17 protein-coding genes are annotated in these 22,079 nt (G+C 40.2%); 4 read left to right on the forward strand and 13 right to left on the reverse strand.

Annotation, left to right across the window (positions count from 1 at the left end):
• Nucleotides 1-32: 32 nt before the first annotated feature.
• Nucleotides 33-662: a DapH/DapD/GlmU-related protein gene (locus tag ACFINO_RS03930; protein ID WP_375655096.1), complete on the reverse strand. Its 630-nt coding sequence runs from the start codon at nt 660-662 to the stop codon at nt 33-35.
• 136 nt (nt 663-798) lie between these two features.
• Here ACFINO_RS03930 and ACFINO_RS03935 point away from each other — a divergent pair, with 136 nt between their 5' ends.
• The 4 genes from ACFINO_RS03935 to ACFINO_RS03950 all read left to right on the forward strand — a co-directional run bounded on the left by ACFINO_RS03935 (nt 799) and on the right by ACFINO_RS03950 (nt 5,699).
• Nucleotides 799-1,380: an SCO family protein gene (locus tag ACFINO_RS03935; RefSeq protein ID WP_375632977.1), complete on the forward strand. Its 582-nt coding sequence runs from the start codon at nt 799-801 to the stop codon at nt 1,378-1,380.
• Nucleotides 1,381-1,406: 26 nt separating this feature from the next.
• On the forward strand, nt 1,407-2,276 hold the full coding sequence (locus ACFINO_RS03940; protein ID WP_375634617.1) for a 50S ribosomal protein L11 methyltransferase: 870 nt from the start codon (nt 1,407-1,409) through the stop codon (nt 2,274-2,276).
• Between the two features lie 27 nt (nt 2,277-2,303).
• Nucleotides 2,304-4,130: an aminopeptidase P family protein gene (locus ACFINO_RS03945; protein WP_375655097.1), complete on the forward strand. Its 1,827-nt coding sequence runs from the start codon at nt 2,304-2,306 to the stop codon at nt 4,128-4,130.
• A 966-nt stretch (nt 4,131-5,096) separates the two neighbouring features.
• Nucleotides 5,097-5,699, forward strand: a complete 603-nt coding sequence (locus ACFINO_RS03950) for a hypothetical protein (protein ID WP_375655098.1) — start codon at nt 5,097-5,099, stop codon at nt 5,697-5,699.
• 447 nt (nt 5,700-6,146) lie between these two features.
• Here the strand turns inward: ACFINO_RS03950 and ligA are convergent, their stop codons facing one another.
• The 12 genes from ligA to ACFINO_RS04010 form a co-directional block, all read right to left on the reverse strand.
• Nucleotides 6,147-8,306 (reverse strand): NAD-dependent DNA ligase LigA, encoded by a 2,160-nt coding sequence (ligA, locus tag ACFINO_RS03955; protein WP_375655099.1) that lies wholly within the window; start codon nt 8,304-8,306, stop codon nt 6,147-6,149.
• Nucleotides 8,307-8,417: 111 nt separating this feature from the next.
• Nucleotides 8,418-10,079 (reverse strand): DNA repair protein RecN, encoded by a 1,662-nt coding sequence (gene recN, locus ACFINO_RS03960; RefSeq protein WP_375655100.1) that lies wholly within the window; start codon nt 10,077-10,079, stop codon nt 8,418-8,420.
• A gap of 6 nt (nt 10,080-10,085) precedes the next feature.
• Nucleotides 10,086-10,979 carry an outer membrane protein assembly factor BamD gene (locus ACFINO_RS03965; RefSeq protein ID WP_375632987.1) on the reverse strand — a complete coding sequence of 298 codons (894 nt, stop codon included), beginning with the start codon at nt 10,977-10,979 and terminating at the stop codon, nt 10,086-10,088.
• Nucleotides 10,980-11,137: 158 nt separating this feature from the next.
• On the reverse strand, nt 11,138-12,022 hold the full coding sequence (lpxC, locus tag ACFINO_RS03970) for a UDP-3-O-acyl-N-acetylglucosamine deacetylase (RefSeq protein ID WP_375632989.1): 885 nt from the start codon (nt 12,020-12,022) through the stop codon (nt 11,138-11,140).
• Between the two features lie 211 nt (nt 12,023-12,233).
• A complete protein-coding gene (gene ftsZ / locus ACFINO_RS03975; protein WP_375632991.1) occupies nt 12,234-13,997 on the reverse strand; it encodes a cell division protein FtsZ in 1,764 nt (587 codons plus the stop codon).
• Between the two features lie 65 nt (nt 13,998-14,062).
• Complete coding sequence (gene ftsA / locus ACFINO_RS03980) at nt 14,063-15,364, reverse strand: cell division protein FtsA (RefSeq protein WP_375613372.1); 1,302 nt, start codon at nt 15,362-15,364, stop codon at nt 14,063-14,065.
• Complete coding sequence (locus ACFINO_RS03985; RefSeq protein ID WP_375655101.1) at nt 15,361-16,272, reverse strand: cell division protein FtsQ/DivIB; 912 nt, start codon at nt 16,270-16,272, stop codon at nt 15,361-15,363. Before ACFINO_RS03985 ends, ftsA begins: the two co-directional genes overlap by 4 nt.
• Nucleotides 16,260-17,180, reverse strand: coding sequence for a D-alanine--D-alanine ligase (locus ACFINO_RS03990; protein ID WP_375655102.1), 921 nt, complete (start codon nt 17,178-17,180; stop codon nt 16,260-16,262). Before ACFINO_RS03990 ends, ACFINO_RS03985 begins: the two co-directional genes overlap by 13 nt.
• A 238-nt stretch (nt 17,181-17,418) precedes the next feature.
• Nucleotides 17,419-18,396 carry a UDP-N-acetylmuramate dehydrogenase gene (gene murB / locus ACFINO_RS03995; RefSeq protein WP_375634623.1) on the reverse strand — a complete coding sequence of 326 codons (978 nt, stop codon included), beginning with the start codon at nt 18,394-18,396 and terminating at the stop codon, nt 17,419-17,421.
• Entirely contained in the window at nt 18,374-19,801 is a 1,428-nt protein-coding gene (gene murC, locus ACFINO_RS04000) for a UDP-N-acetylmuramate--L-alanine ligase (RefSeq protein ID WP_375655103.1), read from the reverse strand. The genes murB and murC overlap by 23 nt, the downstream gene beginning before the upstream one ends.
• Complete coding sequence (murG, locus tag ACFINO_RS04005; protein WP_375655104.1) at nt 19,785-20,921, reverse strand: undecaprenyldiphospho-muramoylpentapeptide beta-N-acetylglucosaminyltransferase; 1,137 nt, start codon at nt 20,919-20,921, stop codon at nt 19,785-19,787. Before murG ends, murC begins: the two co-directional genes overlap by 17 nt.
• Nucleotides 20,914-22,068 (reverse strand): FtsW/RodA/SpoVE family cell cycle protein, encoded by a 1,155-nt coding sequence (locus ACFINO_RS04010; RefSeq protein WP_375655105.1) that lies wholly within the window; start codon nt 22,066-22,068, stop codon nt 20,914-20,916. Before ACFINO_RS04010 ends, murG begins: the two co-directional genes overlap by 8 nt.
• Between the last annotated feature and the right edge of the window lie 11 nt (nt 22,069-22,079).

Below are 22,079 nucleotides of genomic sequence, written 5' to 3' on the forward strand. Positions count from 1 at the left end.
TTTCAAGAAACCACTTTATTTTATTCTGAATGTCATTTCCATTTACGAACAAAAGCTTCAATGGGCAAATTTTGCATATCAGGCAATGCGTTGTGAATTTTATCAAGCGGCCAATCCCACCAAGCCATATCTAAAAGGCATTCTATGACATGATTGGGAAAACGCATCCGCAACCGTTTAGCAGGCACCCCAACAACAATCGTATATGGCAAAACATCTTTCGTTATAACAGCGTTCGCGCCAATGATAGCGCCATGACCAATTGTCACCCCAGGCATAATAACCGCACCATATCCAATCCACACATCATGCCCAATAATAACACGTTTTGCACAACGCCTTTCACGAAAACCACTATCTAATGCCATATAACGAAAATATTCGTTTGGACGATAGGTTATTTTATGCGTTGAAACGCGCTCCATAGGATGCTCCAACGCATTCATCCGTACATGAGATGCAATAGAACAAAAGCGCCCAATATCGCTATAAATAGCCTCACTATTACGCTCTAAATAAGAAAAATCTCCAACGGTTACATCCCGTAAAATCACCCGCTCATTAATTTCCACATAGCGCCCTAATTTACAACCATGCAGCCGCGCTGTCGTATGGATACGAGGCTCACTTTCATGAAATCGAAGATATTTCTCAATATTCATACATCTTTCACCAATGTTTCATCAATAGATATGGAAAGACATACCAATAAAGCCAATAAAATCAACCATGAAACAAACATTGCAAAACAAACCTGCCGATGTTACAATTTCTCGATCTATCTAAGAGAGTCAAACTATGAAAAATGTAATACGCATCTTGGGGCTGACAATCATATTTCTTGCAGGTGTTTTTATTTATGATACGCTGACAAATAAGCCTTTAGGTGATAACTTTACTCTCACTGATTCTAATGGAAAAAATATTACTGAGGCTGATGTTCGAAGCAAGCCTTCAATAATTTTTTTCGGCTTCACTATGTGTCCTGAAAGCTGCCCTACCACACTGATGAATCTTGATCGATGGCTTACAGCCCTTGGTCCTGAAGCTGATAAATTAGGTATATGGTTTGTGACTGTTGATCCTGAACGTGACACACCAAAAGTACTCCATGATTATCTCAGTAATTTTAACAATAAAATTGTTGGCATTAGTGGAGATCCTGATAAAGTTCATAAAATGGTCAATTCTTTCAACATCGTTGCTGAAAAAGTTCCTGAAACAGATGGAAACTATACATATAACCATACAGCAGCAGTTTTTTTACTCAAAAAAGGTGGAAAATTAGCTGGCGTTATCCGTTATGACACGAAAGAAAGCGATAGCGAATTAAAAGATGAAATCGCCATTGAACGGTTAAAAAAACTCATCTTAAACTAAAAAAGCCGATCAAAAGAAAGAACAGCATGTCGCAACAAATTCGCCTCTATTATACTGCTTCTAAAAATGAAGCAGAACGGTTCTATACCCTTATAGAAACAGCCTTTGACGAAGAAGGTTATCCTCTTGCTCTTACAGAGATAGATGAACAAAATGCTGTATATGAGCTTTCTCTATATGTCGATCAAGACAATCAAGAGAACGCATTGAAACGTTTTGCCAAAATTCTTTCTATAGATTTTGATAAAATTAATATGGAAGTTTTACCCAACATTGATTGGGTACAAAAAAGCCTAGAAGGACTAAAACCTGTGCAAGCTGGTCCTTTTTTCCTTCATGGAAGTCACAACCGAAACGCCATTCCAGCAAATGTTCTCCCTATTGAAATTGAAGCTAATCAAGCTTTTGGCACCGGACATCATGGAACAACAGCCGGTTGTTTAGAAATGATCGCCAAAGTCATGAAACACGAAAATCCCCAAAATGCCCTTGATCTTGGTACTGGGAGCGGTGTACTAGCCATTGGCATAGCAATGCTCAAACCAATTACTGTGCTTGCATCCGATATTGACCCAATTGCTGTTCAAGTTGCACAACACAATATCGAATTCAATGATGTCAATGAATATGTTACAGCTATTACAGCAACAGGTTTTGCCCATGATGCAATTGCATCACGAGCCCCTTTTGATCTCATTGTTGCCAATATCCTTGCTAATCCGCTTATTGAACTTGCGCAAGAAGTGGTAACGGCACTTCAAAAAGAGGGGTCACTTATACTCTCTGGAATTCTTGAAGAACAACATGCCCATGTTTTGGAGACTTATATAAAACAAGGACTGAAGCATATCGAAACATACCACCGGCAAGGATGGGTTACGATACACCTGAAATAAAATAAAAGAAAAGAAAAGGACGTCGTTATGTATCAATCTTTTGAGGCGACAACAAATCCTGCTTATGCAGCAGAACGCATTTCTTGCCTTCGTAAAAAACTCAATCACCTTGGACTCGATGGTTTTCTTGTTCCGCGGTGCGATGAGCATCAAGGAGAATATGTCCCCCCTCATGCTCAACGTCTTAGCTGGTTAACCGGCTTTACTGGCTCAGCTGGGATTGCACTGATTTTAAAAAACAAAGCCATCATATTTACAGATGGGCGATATAAGCTCCAAGTTCGCCAACAAACTGATCCTGATATTTTTAATTATGAAGATCTCATAACTTGTCCTCCCTCACAATGGCTTGAAAAAAATGGTCAAAAACTTTCTATTGGCTTTGATCCATGGCTCCACACGATTGCTGCCACCGATGCATTGAGAAATGCATTAGAAATGAAAGCAGGTGGAAAACTTGTAGAAGTTCAACATAATCCCATTGATCTGCTCTGGCATAATCAACCAAAATTACCACAATCTGCCTTATCAATTCACCCTCTCAAATATGCTGGGTGCGATACAAATGAAAAACTCGCTTTGATTTACAAAGATATACAGCAAACTCATGCAAATGCTTTTATTTTTACAGACCCCTCTTCCATTGCATGGACATTCAACATACGGGGCAATGATGTTTCCAACACGCCTTTTTCCCTTTGTTTTGCTCTCATTCCACTTAACGAAACACCAGCTTTATTCATTGACAGCAAAAAACTTGGTGTAGAACAGAAACAATATCTAGAACGTTATGCAAAATTATATGAACCAGAACAGCTTATTCCCAAGATCAAAGAGTATGTTCAAAAAGGGACAGTGTTTGCCTTAGATCCACAGCTAACATGCGAAAAATTACGAACTGTTATTGAAGAAAAAAATAGCTCTTTTATCACACTTACTGATCCTGCTGCTCTACCACGTGCCATTAAAAATGACACAGAACTCAATGGCACACGCAAAGCGCATCTACGCGATGGTGTTGCCCTAACCCGTTTTTTTTCTTGGTTAGATAAACAAATACCAGGGTCAATAAGTGAAATTTCCGCTGCTCAAAAATTAGAAAAATTTCGCATAAATACAGCAAAAGAAATGGGAGAAAAACTTAAAGATCTTTCTTTTGATACAATTTCAGCAGCAGGAGAAAATGGTGCCATTATTCATTATCGTGTAACAACGCAAACAAATAAACAACTCAAAGCCGGTGAACTTTACCTCGTTGATTCAGGTGGACAATATCGTGATGGTACGACTGATGTCACACGCACCGTAGCAATTGGGAATATTGGAGAAGAAGAAAAACACTGTTTTACGCTTGTTCTCAAAGGCATGATTGCTCTTTCAACTATCAGATTTCCAAAAGGCACACGAGGACAAGACCTTGATTCTCTTGCACGCATTGCATTGTGGAAAGCTGGTTTTGATTATGCTCATGGCACCGGTCATGGTGTTGGATCTTATCTTTCTGTCCATGAAGGACCGCAAAATATTTCTCGCAAAGGGTGCCAAGAACTCATCTCCGGTATGATTCTTTCAAACGAGCCAGGCTATTACCGCGAAGGCGCTTTTGGTATCCGTCTTGAAAATTTGATGATTGTGAAGCCAGCACAAAAAATTGATGGTGGAGATATAGAAATGCTCTCGTTCGAAACACTCACACTTTGCCCCATTGATCGACGGTTAATCCTTCCAGAGCTTTTGACACAAGAAGAACGGCAATGGCTTAATGATTACCATGCGCGCGTTTATCAGATGAATGCACCTTACTTGAACGAAGAAGATAAAAAATGGGCAAAAGAAGCAACAATGCCCCTTTAAATGAAGCAACGTATAACTTTTACTCTTTCTACAAAACACAGGATCTTCTCTTTTTAAGGGAAAAATATGTATCTGCATCAGGAAATACAAAAAATATTTCTACAAGATACTTCAAGTTTTTTGCTGGTACGGTAAACGCTAACCTCGGTGAAGCAAGATGAGATACACCTATACGTGGTAATACTTATCTTGGCGATCTCCATCTAGGCATTATTATATCCCTATTTCTTTTATATGGAAACTTTCGTTATATTTTGTAATCCTCCGCATCGTATTTCTAAAACACCTATTATAACCAGCTTATTACGCTGTTTGGATTCAAAAATTCTGCATATTTATTCGAATAAATTTTACCTTTTTGTTTGCTTCATAATGATAATTTATATTTTTAAATTCTTGAGTTATTTTCAACAGCTGTAATTCCTTATAATACATATTGCTAAAATAAAATAGAATCTGCTATGAAATAAAAGTTAAGTATTTAGAATTTAAAAGAAAGAGTATGATGATAACATCAGCGTTAAGGTTTTTTATTTATTTGCATAGTTAACAGTACAATATTATTTTCTAGACTATTACTTATTGTTGAAAAACGTTATCCACAATATAAATAGTTTCCAACTGTACAGTATGAAAACAACATATATGGAGGTATATGTTTTTACCTGAACATGTCATTCAGCTAAAAAATTAACAACAATAACAGAGTATATGAAAAACTACATAACACAAAAACAGTCACATAAATAAAGGAGATTCAAGCTCTCTACAAAATTTCACAAATACTTTGAAAAAGACACAATAAAGCGTGTATCTTATAGCTTGTTAGTTAACAAAATCTTAAGCACAGATCTTAATAAGCTATATCCTTATCCAGTATTTTAGAAATAAAGTGATTATCCTAATGCATATAGTTTTATTTTGTTCCATAATATTATTTTTGGATACTATATTGGGCCTTCTGTATTGAAGGAAATTACTAAATTTAAGCGAGTTCCTATTGCTGTATTTTCTGAAAATCAAGTCATTACTCCAAATAAGTACGATAAATTATACGAAGAGTACGTAAAGACACAATATCCTGATAATATATATGAAGAGCGTCTAGAAATTGCGAAAAAATATCTGGATAATAAGAGTTATGGTGTATATCATGTTCTAACCCCTGGTATGATAGTGCTAATTCCTGAAAATACAAATCTTATCCATGCGAAAGTTGTTTGGTGTGCATGCCTTGTGGACTTATTACAGAGAGAGTATAATAAAAAATTTTCAGCATTATCCCTACCTACCTACATACATAAGTTACGTTCTCAATATAATTGGAAAAAAAGCGATTTCATTTGGGCAAAAAATTTGGTCATGAACTCGACAGATCCAATGTTTAGATATGCACGAATGGTATTTAATTCTGAAATATTCTCAGTCCAAATACTAGCTCTAATAAACGAAATTTCCTATGCTGAGAAATTTGAGAGAGATGAAGGAAGTCAGAAAAAAATTATGCTGCTAGACGCATTAGCGAATATCCGAAATTTTGTAATGAAATTGGACAAGTGTACCATCTAATAATGCCTGATAAGCATAGATACCAGTAATCTTTTATAAATTCAACATAATAAACAACTCGCAGTTATATCCCTTATTCATTTATAGCGGAATGTTTTATTATATTTTGTAATCTTCCGCGTTATATTTCTATTACGTCATTATAATTGGTTTATTACGGCATTTTGGATTAAATTATACATATTTGTTCAAAAATTTTACCTTTCTTCACAGTAATAATTTATATCTTTTACTAATAATAACCTTGTATATTCTTCATCATAATAGTTTAAGTTTAATATTTAAGTTCAACGTTAATCATTTTTAATAACTTAATAAATATCAAAATATATGGCGCTCTGTTTTTGCAAAAAACAGCCCCTATTATCCCCCTTTTTGATTTCATCCCCCCAAAAATGTAAGAGAGATAATCATACAAACAGCATACGATCTTCTGGAAAAATCCCTCTAAACATTATGTTTCTCAATCAGCTGTAGCCAAGCCTCTTCATCGATAACCTCAACACCTAATTCCTCAGCTTTAGCCAACTTGGAGCCCGCTCCAGGTCCTGCAACAAGAAGATCTGTTTTTTTAGAAAGTGAACCAGATGTTTTAGCCCCTAATCGCTCTGCCAATGCTTTTGCTTCATCGCGTGACATATGCGCCAAAGTTCCTGTAAAAACAATGATCTTCTCTGCTATTGGTGAAGAATCTGCTATGATAGGCTCCTCATCAAGAGGTATTACTTCTTCAAGCAAAACAGATAAAATCTCACGGTTATGCGCTTCTTGATAAAAATCAACAATTGCGCTCCCTACCTGTGGTCCAATTCCTTCGATATTGGTAAGCTCTATCCAAGCCTCATTTCCTTCTTCATTTTCCTTATCACATGGCATAAGTGCTTCCATAGCCGCAGTCTCAAAAGCTGTATAATTTTTATAAGCGCGTGCAAGGCGGCGTGCATTCACTTCGCCAACATGACGAATCCCCAATGCAAACAAAAAACGACTCAACGGAATTTCTCGGCGCGCATTAATGGCATCATACAATTTCCGCACTGAAACAGTACCAAAACCTTCCATATTTTCCAAACGTATCAAAGATTTTTCTTGGCGCCGTTGTAAAGTAAAAATATCGGCTGGTGTATGAATACAAAGCGCCTCATCTTGAACATGGAAAAAGAACTCTACCTGTTTTTTACCCAAGCCCTCAATATCAAAAGCATTGCGTGAAACAAAATGACGAATACGTTCAATTGCTTGTGCAGGACAAATAAGCCCCCCTGTACAGCGACGCACGGCTTCTCCCACTTCACGAACAGCATGACTCCCACACACGGGACACAGATGAGGAAACACAAAAGTAGAAGCATTTTTTGGACGCTTTGCAGCGACAATATCAACAATTTGAGGGATCACATCACCAGCGCGTTGTACAATCACGGTATCGCCTACACGGATATCACGCCCTTCACGAATGGGCTCTCCTTTATGACCAATTCCCTTAATATAATCCTCATTATGCAAACTAGCATTGGTCACCACCACTCCACCAACAGTAATAGGCGTAAGACGTGCAACAGGTGTCAAAGCTCCCGTGCGCCCAACTTGAATGTCAATATTCTCCAAAAGCGCTATCGCTTTTTCTGCTGGAAATTTATGGGCGATAGCCCAACGCGGCGAACGAGAAACAAACCCCAAGCGCTTTTGGAGCATCAAATCATTAACCTTATAAACAATGCCATCAATATCATAGCTTAAAGAATGACGGCATTCTTCGATATCGTGATAATAGCAAATAATGTCTTCTACTGTCTTAAAGACTTTTGTTAATGGATTGATAACAAAGCCATACTCTTTTAGCTTTTTCATCATCTCCATTTGACTTTCTGCCAATATTTCACTCACCTCACCACAAGCATAAGCAAAAAATTGAAGTTTTCTGCTAGCGGTTATCCGTGAATCAAGCTGACGGAGAGAACCAGCCGCCGCATTTCGAGGATTGGCAAAGGTTAACTTGCCCTTCTCTTGTTGGTTGATATTCAGTGCTTGGAAATCCTCCCGCCCCATATAAACTTCACCACGCACCTCAATGATATCAGGAAAATCACCTTGCAAAACTTGTGGAATATCAGCAATTGTTCGGGCATTTGCCGTCACATTTTCACCGACAGTTCCATCCCCACGCGTTGCCGCACGCACAAGCTGCCCCTTTTCGTAGCGCAAAGACAAAGATAAACCATCAATTTTTGGCTCCGCTGTTATTTCCAACACTTGTGTTTCTGGAAGCCGTAAAAAACGACGAATACGCTCAACAAATTCAGTAACATCTTCAGAGCTAAACGCATTATCAAGTGAAAGCATAGGCTGTACATGAACAGATTTTTCAAATTTTTCAGAAATTGCTGCTCCAATTTTATGTGAAGGAGAATCAATACGTATAAGCTCTGGAAAAAGAGCTTCAATTTCTGCATTACGACGACGTAAAGCATCATATTCTGCATCAGAAATTTCAGGCTGATCATCACGATTATAAAGCACATCATGACGTGCAATCTCTTTTGCCAACCACTCTAATTCACGTTCTGCTTCAACAGCTGTGAGATTTTTATATGCATCTTTGTTCATAAAATCTATTCCAAATTACAAGCGCTGCCACAAGGGCCTCCCACGCCTCCTCATCAAGTGAATCTCAATAAATATAAGCTTTCTAGTATTTTTATCGCTGACTAATTACCTTTATGCGAGAAGCTTTTGAGCCGCTGCACGCGCTTCTTCAGTAATCTGTTCTCCAGCCAACATACGGGCAATTTCTTCTGCACGCTCATGCTCTTTCATTTTATGAATCGCAGTAACAAAGCGTCCTTTATCATGACTCTCAATTTTTGAAATAAGAAAATGACCATGCGCTTTCGATGCAACCTGTGGAGCATGCGTAATAGCGAAAACTTGGACATGTTCTGATAAGCGTTGCAACCGTTGCCCAATAGCCGCTGCAACAGCCCCCCCAACACCTGTATCAATTTCATCAAAAATCAGCGTCGGTGCTGATCCTCGATCAGATAAAACAACTTTTAATGCCAGCAAAAAACGAGATAATTCACCGCCAGAAGCCACACTAAGCATCGGCCCAGCACGTGTTCCAGGATTTGTCCGCACCCAATATTCAATACGATCACATCCCTCTGCACTCCGCTTTTCCACATCACTTTGCATTTCAACAATAAATTCAGCCCTCTCTAACTTCAATGCCGGCAACTCAGCCATAACACTTTCAGATAAATGCTTTGCTGTCTCCCGACGCTTTATTGTTAAGGCTTGCGCCAATGTATCATAATTTTTCTTTGCCTGCTCTGCCTCATCTTCAAAACGTGTCAATATAGTCTGAGCCTCTTCAAAATCAGCGAGTTCTGCGTCCATTTTATCGCGTAACTGAATCAATTCATCCGCAGAAACTTGATATTTACGAGCAAAACCCCGAAGAGAAAAAAGACGCTCTTCTATCCGTTCCAATTCATCAGGTTCAAAATCTAATGCTCGTATTGCCGTCTCAATACCTTCTTGTGCTGTTGCAAGTGCATGCAATGCCTCATCAATAGATTTCACCACAGGTGCAATAAGTTCTTGCGCCTCAGGAATTTTCCGCTCCAAACGCCTCACCAAATTAGAAAGCACTGGGATTGGTGATTTTTGACCCGTTAAAAGATCATCCGCTTCTTTAATATCTGTTGCTATTTTTTCTAATTTAAGCATATCAGCACGACGAAGAGAAAGAGCTTCCTCTTCACCAACTTTAAAATCAAGCTTTTCAAGCTCTTCTACACACGCACGAAGATAATCAACCTCCCGTACAGCACTCTCTACTTTAAGACGCTGCCGTTGCAAACGCTCCTCAAATTCACGCCATGAGTGATAACACTGACGCAAATTTTCCACTTCATCTTCAAGACCACCAAAGGCATCTAATAATTGGCGATGTGTAGCAACATCAACAAGCGCACGATCATCATGTTGTCCATGGATTTCAACCAGCAAACGGCCAACACTCCGCATCAATGCAACACTAGACACCTGATCATTGATAAAAACACGGCTACGTCCATCACTTGATTGCACACGTCGTAAAATAATATCACCCTCATCATCAAGACCATTCTCACGAATAAGTTGACGTGCAGGATGTGAAACAGACACATCAAAAACAGCTGTGACCTGCCCGCGGTCAGCCCCATGACGCACAAGCGAAGCATCACCCCGCCCCCCTAGAGCAAGTGATAAAGCATCAAGGAGAATAGACTTCCCCGCACCCGTTTCTCCAGTTAAAACCGTCAACCCCGCTGTAAAATGAATATCGAGCGTTTCGATCAAAACAATATTATGAATCGAAAGCTGTACCAACATAGAGAATCAACGTATCCTCTTCTTGTCACCACCTAAAGCATTTGAGATCCAAGAAGATTTATGCTCACGTGGCGATATTTTATTCTTCTGCAAGAGATTATAAGAAAATTTATACCACTCACTTTTGGGATAATTACGTCCTAAAATAGCTGCTGCCGTCTGTGCTTCCGCCGTTAAGCCGAGAGCAAGATTAACTTCAGTCAAGCGGAAAAGTGCTTCTTCAATTTGATTTGTATCAGAATACTCCTCAACCACGGTACGAAACCGTCTACTTGCCGCAAGATAGCGCCGTCCCTCTTCATAATAACGGCCAATCTGCATTTCTTTACCAGCCAGTTGTTCGCGACCAAAACGGATTTTATCCTTAGCATCCTTGACATACTCAGAATTAGGATAACGCTCTATAAGAAGCTGCATAGCAGCAATAGCACGTTTCGTGTCACGTTGATCACGCGTAACATCAGGAATCCGACGGAAAGAAGAAAGACCAATAATATAGTATGCATAAGCCGAGTCAGTCGACCCTGGATAAAGAGTAATATAGCGTTGAGCCATACTAATTGAATCATCATACTTTCCGAGTCGATAATTAGTAAAAGCACCCATGACCAAAGATTTACGTCCCCAGTCTGTATAAGCGTACTGTTTTTCAATCTTCAAAAACTTCTTCGATGCGTCCCCAAGCCGCCCACTTTCAAGGCTAGCAAGCGCCTGATTATATAAAACATCTGGTGGCTCTATTTTCAAAACATAAGCAGATGGATCAAGGGTATTTTTCTCTTTAAAGAGGCATCCCGCTAACATACAGGTGCTTCCCAAAAGCACCACCCCCAATATCTTGCGTACAATGTTAGATTTTCTATATGTCATATTTCCAATGCACACATGAGATTTTTTCATAGTTTTTCCGGCCTCCACAGAATATCACCTTGTAGCAAAAACAATTTATCAAAGGTTTTATACCATATCACTTTAAAATCCACATAACCAATTTAGCAGTTTAGGTCAATCATCCCCTTAAAAATCAAATAAACGATAAAAAAATCTTGTCAATTTTTTTACTCTTTCTCTAAAAAGCTTTTTTCATAATATGATTCGTCTGCCAAAACAGCCTTCACCAATTGCGCATTAATTCTATGCCCACTACAATAAGAACGAAATAATCCAATAAAAGGTGCCCCAAGCAAAGCAGTATCACCAATCGCATCAAGCATCTTGTGCCGAACACATTCATTCTCCCAATAAGGACCATCGGGATTTAAAATTTTATCATTAAGGTCGATAACAAGAGAATTTTCCAAAGAAGCACCTCTCGCCTTTCCAGAAAGCCTTAATTCCTCCACGTCTTTGATAAAACCAAAAGTGCGCGCACGTGACAAATCATCCCTAAACCCTCGTGTGGTAAGATCAAAACTGAAATGTTGCTTACCAATAGCAGAAGAAGGAAAAGAGATCGTTATATCAAAACGACGTCCATCGAATGGCAAAAGCTCTGCAACACCATGAGCTCCTTCAACCCGCACCGGCTTTTTTATAATGAAATAAGAACGCAACGCATTTTGCTGTACAATACCAACATCTTCAAAAGCTTGGCAATATAGCCACGCTGAACCATCCAAAATAGGAATCTCATTATGTGACACTTCAATAACAAGATTATCCAAATTATAAGCAGCAATTGCCGCCATCAAATGTTCAATTGTTTCAACTCTTACATCTTCATCTCCAAGTACTGTTGATAATTCAGTTTCTCCTGTTTGCGATGCATGGGCTTGAAATATTTTCTCTGTTCCGTCTAATCCACAACGCTTAAAAACAATACCACACCCAACATCCGCTGGACAAATCTTTACCACAGACAAACAGCCACTGTGAACGCCAATCCCCTTAAATGTTACTGCTTTTTTAAGAGTAGACTGATATTTTGGTACTAAATTCATCATATCATTTTATTAAATTGCTTGTACATCTTTTAACAAAATTTATAAAACTATAAAAAATATTCATAGTAAATAATAAAAAAACCGCTTATTATAAGCGGTTTTTTTTAACAAAGTATTTTATCCAAAAAACAGTAATATATTTTACTGTATAATTTTTGTCTGATCATTAAAGAAATAATAAAATTTCTTACTTTACCTCATTTTTCATCAATTAATTTGCCTGACGACGTAAAAATGCTGGTATTTCCAACTGATCTTCTTCACTTATAAAAGTACGCTGATCTTGTGGTACCTGAGGATGCAGCTCACCAGAACGACGTGGAACATAAACAGAAGCATCTTGAGAAAGCGCCTGAGAATTTTTATTGTAAACATGAGACTCTTTCTGCTGAGACGATCTAACAGCAGGCTCCAGCCTCGCTTCTGGCTCAGCTTCTTCACGATGTGTCAAGCTCTGTTTCAAACGCTGCCAAAGATTACGAGGACCTTGATCAGTCACAAATGTTCTTTGACTTTGTCCATGAGCAACAGGTGGAAAATCCTTTAACTCAGGCATACGCATTGGAGCGCGCGCTTGCATTTGTTTTGGTTGCACTGGCTTTTCTTTTTGCTTCACAAGCCCTGTCATCTCATCAAGAACATGCGCTGTTGCCTCCATACTCACAGGAGCCGTCATCGCCTGTTGAGAACCACGGCTTACTTGCATACGAGGCACATTTGATCTCTGTTCCTGAACAGCATTTGAACCATACGCAACAGCATTCGTCGCACTTCGTGTCGTCATTGAGTCTGCAGGATGTGCAAAAATTTGACTTTTAGGACGGAACTGTTCTCCGGTTGATTTACCCTTCTCTATTTCAAGTGATTCGATTACTTCTACCATTGACTCAGAACGCAGAGGCGAAGATTGAACATGAAAAGAACTGTGTGACGTTCCAGGATCGCTCTTGCGTATTGAAGAAGCAGTCCTTTGAATCTGAGGATGAGAGGACTGAACCACATCACTAACTTCACGATCAATACCGGTGGCAACCACAGAAACACGAATAACACCTTCCAATGACTCATCATCAATAGCGCCAAAGATCACATTCGCATCAGCATCTACTTCTTCACGAATACGATTAGCAGCTTCATCAACCTCAAAGAGAGTCATATCACGACCACCCGTAATAGAAATCAATAAACCACGCGCCCCACGCATAGAGGTATCATCCAACAATGGGTTTGCAATAGCAGCTTCAGCCGCAGCCAAAGCACGCCCATCACCAGATGCCTCACCCGTTCCCATCATGGCTCGACCCATTTCGTGCATAACAGAACGAACATCAGCAAAATCAAGGTTAATCAAACCCTCTTTAATCATCAAATCCGTAATGGAAGCAACACCAGAATAAAGCACTTGGTCAGCCATAGCAAAAGCATCAGCAAACGTTGTCTTATCATTTGCAATACGGAAAAGATTTTGATTGGGAATAACAATCAATGTATCGACAGACTTTTGTAATTCTTCAATACCAGCCTCTGCCGTTTTCATACGACGTGCGCCTTCAAACTGAAACGGCTTTGTCACAACACCAACAGTCAAAATACCTTTTTCACGCGCTGCGCGAGCAACAACGGGAGCAGCTCCTGTTCCAGTTCCTCCCCCCATACCAGCAGTAATGAAAACCATATGAGAGTCTGCAAGATGATCAATAATTTCATCAATACATTCCTCCGCCGCCGCTTGTCCAACTTCCGGCAAAGCCCCAGCACCCAAACCTTCTGTCACAGCTGCCCCAAGTTGGATAACACGTTCAGCCTTTGACATAGCCAAAGCCTGTGCATCCGTATTTGCAACAACAAAGTCAACTCCCTGAAGACCAGCATTTATCATATTATTCACGGCATTCCCGCCACCACCTCCAACACCAAAAACGGTAATGCGTGGCTTCAATTCCGCGATATCTGGCCGATGCAGATTAATCGTCATTTTCTTTTCCTTCTCATAAGACACCGCAAGCCAAAGCGATGAAATTTATCCAACTAGACACTTAACTAAAAACTCTCACGCAACCACTGACCAACACGCTGAAAATATCCACGCGTGCCCATCGATAAATGATTTCCTGCCGCCTGCATTGTTTTTTCTTCAAACCCCACCAATTGCGGATAAATTAACAACCCAACAGCAGATGTAAACGCCGCCCCTTTTGCAAGAGAAGGAAGCCTCGAAATACCTAAAGGCCGCCCGATACGAACATTTCTTCCTAATATAGTACGTGCCATTTCTGGCAATCCTGTTAACTGGCTTGCTCCCCCAGTCAAAATAACACGTTTACCAATGATGTGACCAAAACCAGAACGATTTAAACAATCACGGACCATTTCTAAAATTTCTTCAACACGCGCACGAATGATACGCCCAAGAACCGCGCGAGGATATTGAGTTTCACGCTGTTCACTCCCAATTTCTGCTACATTAATCATTTGCCGCTCATCAGCACTTGTTAAAAGTGCTGAACCATAAACAACTTTTAAACGTTCCGCCTCTGTTAAAGACATAGAAAATCCGCGCGCAACATCAAGAGTCACATGATGCCCCCCAACAGCAAGAGCATCCGCATGAATAAATTTCCCCTCAAAAAACACTGAAAATGTTGTTGTTCCACCACCAAAATCAATACATGCAGCCCCTAAACGCGCCTCATCATTCATCAAGACAGCAAGACCACTTGCAAAGGGAGTAGCAACCATTGCTTCAACACTCAAATGTGCACGATTAATACAAGTTTCTAAATTACGCAAAGAGGCTGTTTCTGCTGTTACCACATGCACGTCGACACCAAATGTTTCCCCTGCCATGCCAATAGGATCAAAAATTCCTTTATCTCCATCCAATACATAAGAAACTGGAACTGAGTGCATAACATGACGTTCAGCATCAAAGGCTTTACGCGAAACATCTGAAAAGGCCATACGCATATCACGCTTGGTGACTTCACGACCATTCAAATGGACCTTTCCATTAATCAAAGCACTTTGTAATCGACTTGAGGAAAAATTCACAATCACTGAATCCACCACCAAACCCGCCATTTTTTCTGCCGCATCAACAGCCAATCTTATGGATTGTTCTGCTGCAAACATATCCATGACAACACCAGATTTAATACCACGTGAACGCTGCACTCCAAAGCCTAGAATTTCCGTAGAATGTGTACGACCATGTAAATAGTGCGCATGCTTCAAAGGACGCAAACAAGCAATAAGACAAACAATCTTACTTGAACCGACATCAAGTACCGTTAAAAAACGTGTTTTACGCCCCTTCAAATGATGTGATCTGAGCAGCATCATAGGCTTCCTGCCTTTCGCGCTTTTAAAATACGTTTTTCTTCTGCTACAGTAGTATGATAACGCTCCAACGTTTCATCTGATAAAGAAACAGTAATTCGATCAGCAAGACGTAAATCAACACTGAGAATATCGCGAGATAAAAGATCTTGCATTGTACCGGACGAAAAAAGAGAAGAAAGCCTTTCAAGAGCACCATTTTCAGGCAACATAACGCGCATTCCATTATTCAAAACAAGATCCCAACGTCGATCACCTACCCGCACAAAAGCACGAATACGATCATATACTTCCGGATAAACTGACAGCGCTTGAATAAACACTTTAGCAGCATTTTGTGCACCCTGCCCAACCACAAGAGGTAAATCCCGAACAATTTCCCCTTTAAAAGGCACAATGACACGACCTGTATTATCAACAATATCCATTATGCCATCATGTTGCCAAATGGCATAGGGTTCACGCTCCACAATGGAAATGCGCATTCTATTGGGATAAATTTTCTGAACATTAGCCGATTGCACCCAAGCCTGTTTTTCCAAAAGAGAACGTGCTCTTTCAACATCAAAAGTGAATATAGAAGGCGCAACATCAAGTTTTAAAATTTTAAAAATATCCTGCTTTGCCAAACGCTTATTACCGCTTATATCGACATGAGTGACCACAAAACTACTATCCAATATGATCGTATTTACGATCACAGCCATCTGACCACTTGATGAAAGTCCATAAAAAGCCGTAACAAAGAAAAACCATACAACAGCAAAAGAGCCGAAATGGCGTGGAATATGAATATTGACAAAAACAAACTCAAACATAAACCGGAGAAAACGACGATAAAGACGTGGCAAAGCCGGCACTGAAAGCACCTCCATCGGAACATTTGTTTTATTAACATTCAACGCATACATGATGCGTCCTCCACCATCCATTGAACAATATCGCCGTAAGTACGGCCGCTCGCTTTTGCAATATCAGGAAGAAGAGACGTCGATGTCATACCGGGTTGCGTATTAATTTCAAGCCAAACCAATTCTCCCGTTTTCTCATCAAAACGAAAATCAGAACGGCTAACACCTCGACACCCTATCGCCTGATGGGCTGCTAAAGACATTCTTTGCACACTTTGGTAAATATTTAGTGAAAGTTGTGCAGGACAAATGTGAAGAGAACCACCCGTTTTATATTTCGAGCCATAATCGTAGAATGGAAAGTGTTTATCGGGAAGAATTTCACACACATCCAGCACTTCATTCCCCAAAACAGCACAAGTCAATTCACGACCAGGAATATATTTTTCAATCATCACCTCATCAGCATACCCCCACTCAGCTCCCCCAATACTATGCGGCGGTGCTGCTTCATTTTCCTGGACAATGACAACACCAAAACTTGATCCTTCACACACAGGTTTAATTACATAAGGAGGCTCCATGGGATGCGTTTGTCCCAAAGCAAAGCGGCTCATGATACGAGAAGGAGCAACACAAACCCCAAAATTTTCAACGATAATTTTTGCACGTCCCTTATCCATTGCCAAAGCGGATGCCATCACACCAGAATGGGTATAAGGAATTTTTAAATATTCAAGAATCCCCTGGATCCGGCCATCTTCACCAAATGGACCATGCAATGCATTGAAGGCAATATCGGGCTGCAACTGTTCAAGAACAGAAGCAATATGAGCGTCAACATCCACGCGGCTCACGCGATACCCCTGCACCTCTAGAACATCAGCACACGCCGCCCCCGAAGATAAACTTATAGACCGTTCAGAAGAAAAACCTCCCATTAACACAGCTATATGTTTATCTTTCATAATAAATCACCCTCTTTCGCATACTATATGTAGTCTATATAGAATACATCAGCACCACATACAGGAAAAACAAAGTTTATCCTTGCGAATCAATAACCTAGCATTTTGCATAATGAATCAGACTCAAAAGCCTGATGCAAGAGATTCTTTGTTAATTTATTGATTCTTAATAGAATTTTTTTATTATCTCTTTGAAATGACTCAATTTTTTATTTTCACTTTTTTAGTGAACAATAAATCAATGAAATGGATCAAAAGGAGAAACACTTCGACCACGCTCAAATTGACCAATACGCTCTATTTCCCATTGTAAAAGGTGGGCTGAATTTGCAAAAACACGCGCACGCACTGTTTCTCCCAATGCTTCAAGATCATATCCTGTTGCTTGCCCTGTATTAATCATAAAATTACAGTGCATTTCACTCATTTGAGCGCCACCAATCTGTAAACCACGACACCCTGCTTCATCAATCACGCGCCACGCGGATGTATTCTCAGGATTTTTGAAAGTTGACCCCCCTGTTTTTTCGCGAATAGGTTGCACTGTTTCTCTGTGGAGGGCAACTTCATCCATAGCAGCACGAATATCATCTTTATTGCCGAGTCTTCCTTCTAATAAAGCAGCCGTAAAAATAAAATCTTTAGGAATATCACAATGACGATAGGAATAATGCATATCTTTCACACTCAAGATATGACGTTGCCCTTTACGATCCAGCGCATAGACCTCGACAACACGCGCTGCAGTTTCAACACCATTCGCACCCGCGTTCATTTTGAGAGCTCCTCCAAGACCTCCAGGAATACCATGATAAAAATGAAAACCTGCAATCTCAGCTTCTAAAGCGGCAGCAGCTAAATGTTTATCCGCCGTACCAGCACCAACTAAAAAGCCTTTTGGAGAAACTTGCTTCACTTGCCCAAATTTTTTTGGCGAAAGACGAATCACAACACCAGGAACCCCCCCATCACGCACCAGAAGATTAGAACCAATACCGACAATTGTCACAGGAACAAATTCAGGCAAATTTTGAAGAAAGAGAGCCAAATCTTCTTCATCAACAGGCTGATAAAAAAGCTCTGCCAACCCGCCCGTGCGAAACCACGTTACCTTACGCATCTCAACATTAGGTGTAAGCTTTCCTCTCACGCCACCCAACAGTGGTTGCAATTGCGCCAATAGCGCCTCACCATCAATGTGCTGAAAATTTACCATGACCATCCAATACCGCTAATTGATGAGGCAACGCACAAGCCCATTGTGTGATATTGCCAGCACCAAGAAAAACAACATAATCCTCTGCCTGAGCAAATTTTGAGACAAGAGACACGACATCTTCCAGACTATGTATCAAGCGCACATCACGATGACCCGCCATTTTAATATGCTCTACCAATTCTTGAGAACCAAATCCTACAATAGGCTCTTCACCAGCCGCATAAACGGGCGTAATCAACACTGTATCTGCATCATTAAAACAAGCAGAAAAATCATCAAATAAATGATACAAACGTGAATACCGATGGGGTTGTGCAATCGCAATAACACGCCCTTTTGCACTCTCACGTGCTGCACGCAAAACAGCCTTTATTTCAACAGGATGATGTCCATAATCATCAAATATTTCAATGCCACGCCAATTTCCTGTTCGCGTAAAACGCCGTTTTACTCCGCCAAATTCTGCTAAGCCCCTTTTTATAGCTTCATTTGAAATGCCTAGTTCATGCGCAATAGCAATCGCCGCCGTTGCATTAGCAACATTATGCTGCCCTACCATGGGCAAAAGCAAATTTTTCAACTCAATCTTTCTTCCTGTTTTGCGTGAGCGAACAAGAACATCAAAATGCGTTTTTTGACCATCCATCGAAAGATTAAGAAAACGAACATCCGCTTGTGGATTTGCACCATAAGTGATCACCCAACGATCATCAATACGGCCCGCCAATGACTGAACCTCTGGATGATCAAGACACAAAACAGCAAAACCATAAAAAGGAACATTTTCTACGAATTGCCGAAAAGCCTCACGCACAGCATCAAAACTTCCATAATGATCCAAATGCTCAGCGTCAATATTAGTAATAACAGCAATATCAGCAGGCAGCTTTAAAAATGTACCATCACTTTCATCAGCTTCAACAATCATCCAATCGCCATCTCCTGTACGAGAATTCGTACCATAAGCATTAATAATACCGCCATTAATCACCACTGGATCAAAATGACCAGCATCAAGAAGGGCTGCGACCATTGATGTGGTTGTTGTTTTACCATGTGTACCACCCACCGCAATTGCACGCCGAAACCGCATCAGCTCCGCCAGCATTTCTGCACGTCTGACAAGCGGCAAATGTCTTTCCTTTGCAGCAATATACTCAGGATTTGTTTTTTTAACGGCAGTAGAAAAAACAACAACCTCTGCATTCCCTAAGTTTTCAGCACAATGACCTATATGAACGTTAATTCCTTTTTTCCGCAAACGTCCAACATTTGCACTTTCAACTTGATCTGACCCTTGAACTTTATAGCCAAGATTATAAAAAACCTCCGCAATTCCACTCATACCGATCCCCCCGATTCCGATAAAATGGATAACGCCTATATCAAGTGGCATTTTCATTAAAAAGCTCCTCTTTTATATCTGACAACAATCGCCCTGCAATTAAGGACTCAGCCATATCAGCAAGGCAACGGGTTGCATGAGGTTGTCCAACTTTTTTTGCAGCAAGCGCTTGTTTTTCCAATAAATGGGGCGCACAACAAGCGTGCATTAAAAGAGAAAAAAGCTTTTGTGCATTTAAATCTTTTTCTGATACAATTTGCGCACCACCTACACGAGCAAGCAGAGCTGCATTGGCAGCCTGATCATGATCTAGAGCATGGGGATAGGGAACAAGCAAAGCAGGTCTACCAATCACCGCTATCTCACAAACGGACGAAGCCCCAGCGCGCGACAAAATAAAATGAGCATGTGCCATACGTTCAGCCATATCATCAAAGAAAGGAGCAACTTCTGCTTGTACGCCCATATCACGATAGATTTTGATCAACCTTCCTGCTTCACCGCGGACTTGCTGTACAATTCGTAAACGTTTACGGTTCTTATCATCAAATAAAGCAATAGCTTCTGGAACAATATGTGAAAAAGCAGAAGCCCCTTGGCTACCTCCAAAAATCAAAAAATTAAATGGCTTTTCTCCCTCTGAAGAATGATAAGGAATTTTGGCCGCCTTCAACACAGCCTCACGGACAGGATTCCCCGTCAAAAGTATTTTATGATCATAAGCGCCTTTTGGCGACAACAAACCACCAGCGATTGCACGCACAAAAATTGCCAACACCCGATTGGCACGCCCCATAACAGCATTTTGTTCATGAATAAATGTTACACGCCTCGTTAAGGCCGCAATAAAAAGAGGAGGAAAGCTCGGATACCCCCCAAATCCTCCAACAAGAACAGGACGTAATTTATAAAACAACGCCAACGATTGCCCCATCCCCCTTAGCAAAGACCAAAACGTCTTTATCAGAGCAAAAGGATGGCGTCGTGTAAATGTTGCCGATGAAACGATATGAATATGCCCTTCATCAAAGCACCGAACAAAAGGTCGTGCTCTTTCATCTGTTATTAAATGAACATCATATCCACGCTGCCTTAATTCAACAGAAAGGGCTTCAGCAGGAAAAAGATGTCCACCTGTACCACCAGCCACCAAAACAATAACTTTTTTATCATTCATAAGGGGTATCCAAGACAGAAGAGGAAGAAAAAGCTGAAAGGCGCGCTTCTGGCCAACGACGTGTTAAACTGAGCAAAATTCCCATTGAAAACGCAATCGCCACCATCGAAGAACCACCATAAGAAATAAAAGGCAATGTCATGCCTTTTGGAGGAATTAAGTGAAGATTAACGGCCATATTAATCGCTGATTGAAAGCCAATCATCATTGCTATGCCAGTAATACCAAGACGTATAAAGGAATCACGTGTATTCATGGCTATATACAATGAACGCATAACGATAAAGCCAAAAAGCATCATAATTAATAAACAAAGAATAATACCATATTCTTCAGCAGCAACGGAAAATACAAAATCTGTATGGCTATCAGGAATGATACGTTTTACTGTTCCCTCCCCAGGTCCTTGCCCAAACCAACCACCATTCAAAATAGCCTCACGTCCTACATCCACTTGAAACGTATCCCCTTCACCTGTCAAAAAACCATTAATACGCTCGCGCACATGATGCAGAAAAAGATAAGCTAAAATAATTCCTACAACGCCTAAAATGAGAAAGAGAAAAATAATGGTAAGAGGTACACCAGCAATAAAAAATAGCCCCCCCCATGTTGCACTTATTAAAACTGTTTGTCCAATATCAGGCTGCAAAACCAGAAGCACACAACAAATGGCATAAAGTAGAATCGCTAACGTATAACCCAGAATTCCCCTCCTGCGTATCTGTTCTGAAAAAAGCCAAGCGGACATAACCACAAAAGCTGGCTTCATAAACTCTGAAGCCTGTACAGAAAAACCAAATAGTAGAATCCACCTCCGTGCTCCCTTTAATTCTGGACCCCAAAATAAGGTTGCAACCATAAGAGCAAGCGTTACAATGAGCAAAAGAGCACATAAACGACGAAGATTAGAAAGCGAAAAAAAGGAAATGGTAACCATCGTAAAAAATGCTGAAATGCTAAAAATGATATGCCACCGAACAAAATAAAAACTATCAGCAATTCCGATTTTTTTTGCAATAATAGGGCTGGCAGCAAAAGACAGCATAATGCCAATTCCCATTAAAATTAAACAAGCTGCAAAGATAGAGCGATCAATCGTCCACCACCAATTAGCAATTGGATCTCTATCTGCACGCGTCACCATGATATCCACCT

Source organism: Bartonella sp. AA83SXKL (assembly GCF_042196965.1).
Lineage (GTDB): Bacteria > Pseudomonadota > Alphaproteobacteria > Rhizobiales > Rhizobiaceae > Bartonella.